The sequence below is a fragment of the Pseudomonas sp. NPDC089996 genome, assembly GCF_044748405.1.
In the GTDB taxonomy this organism is placed as follows: domain Bacteria; phylum Pseudomonadota; class Gammaproteobacteria; order Pseudomonadales; family Pseudomonadaceae; genus Aquipseudomonas.
The window spans coordinates 1-1,507 of sequence record NZ_JBIVGA010000047.1 but is presented as its reverse complement, the minus strand read 5'-3'; the positions used below and the strand labels follow the sequence as shown (position 1 = coordinate 1,507).

Below are 1,507 nucleotides of genomic sequence, written 5' to 3'. Positions count from 1 at the left end.
GATTCATGACTGGGGTGAAGTCGTAACAAGGTAGCCGTAGGGGAACCTGCGGCTGGATCACCTCCTTAATCGACGACATCAGCCTGCTGATGAGCTCCCACACGAATTGCTTGATTCATTTGCTGATCAGAACTCAGTAATGAGCATTCCCTGCGAATGTTGATTTCTGACTTTTGTCAGATCGTTCTTTAAAAATTCGGATATGTGATAGAAATAGACTGAACACCAGTTTCACTGCTGGTGGATCAGGCTAAGGTAAAATTTGTGAGTTCTGCGCGCAAGCGCAACATGCGAATTTTCGGCGAATGTCGTCTTCACAGTATAACCAGATTGCTTGGGGTTATATGGTCAAGTGAAGAAGCGCATACGGTGGATGCCTTGGCAGTCAGAGGCGATGAAAGACGTGGTAGCCTGCGATAAGCTTTGGGGAGTCGGCAAACAGACTGTGATCCAGAGATCTCTGAATGGGGGAACCCACTCAGCACAAGCTGAGTATCTTGTACTGAATACATAGGTGCAAGAGGCGAACCAGGGGAACTGAAACATCTAAGTACCCTGAGGAAAAGAAATCAACCGAGATTCCCTTAGTAGTGGCGAGCGAACGGGGACCAGCCCTTAAGCTGGTTTGAGATTAGTGGAACGCTCTGGAAAGTGCGGCCATAGTGGGTGATAGCCCCGTACACGAAAATCTCTTGCCAGTGAAATCGAGTAGGACGGAGCACGAGAAACTTTGTCTGAACATGGGGGGACCATCCTCCAAGGCTAAATACTACTGACTGACCGATAGTGAACCAGTACCGTGAGGGAAAGGCGAAAAGAACCCCGGAGAGGGGAGTGAAATAGAACCTGAAACCGTATGCGTACAAGCAGTGGGAGCCTACTTTGTTAGGTGACTGCGTACCTTTTGTATAATGGGTCAGCGACTTATATTCAGTGGCGAGCTTAACCGAATAGGGGAGGCGTAGCGAAAGCGAGTCTTAATAGGGCGTTTAGTCGCTGGGTATAGACCCGAAACCGGGCGATCTATCCATGGGCAGGTTGAAGGTTAGGTAACACTGACTGGAGGACCGAACCGACTACCGTTGAAAAGTTAGCGGATGACCTGTGGATCGGAGTGAAAGGCTAATCAAGCTCGGAGATAGCTGGTTCTCCTCGAAAGCTATTTAGGTAGCGCCTCATGTATCACTGTAGGGGGTAGAGCACTGTTTCGGCTAGGGGGTCATCCCGACTTACCAAACCGATGCAAACTCCGAATACCTACAAGTGCCGAGCATGGGAGACACACGGCGGGTGCTAACGTCCGTCGTGAAAAGGGAAACAACCCAGACCGTCAGCTAAGGTCCCAAAGTCATGGTTAAGTGGGAAACGATGTGGGAAGGCTTAGACAGCTAGGAGGTTGGCTTAGAAGCAGCCACCCTTTAAAGAAAGCGTAATAGCTCACTAGTCGAGTCGGCCTGCGCGGAAGATGTAACGGGGCTCAAACCATGCACCGAAGCTACGGGTATCA

Annotated in this window: 2 rRNA genes; both read left to right on the top strand. The window is 50.0% G+C overall.

Features of this window, described 5'->3' with window-relative positions:
- Positions 1–68: ribosomal RNA gene (locus tag ACIPW4_RS27325) — 16S ribosomal RNA — on the top strand; the annotation flags it as partial.
- 278 nt (positions 69–346) lie between these two features.
- Positions 347–1,507 (top strand): 23S ribosomal RNA (locus ACIPW4_RS27320); the annotation flags it as partial.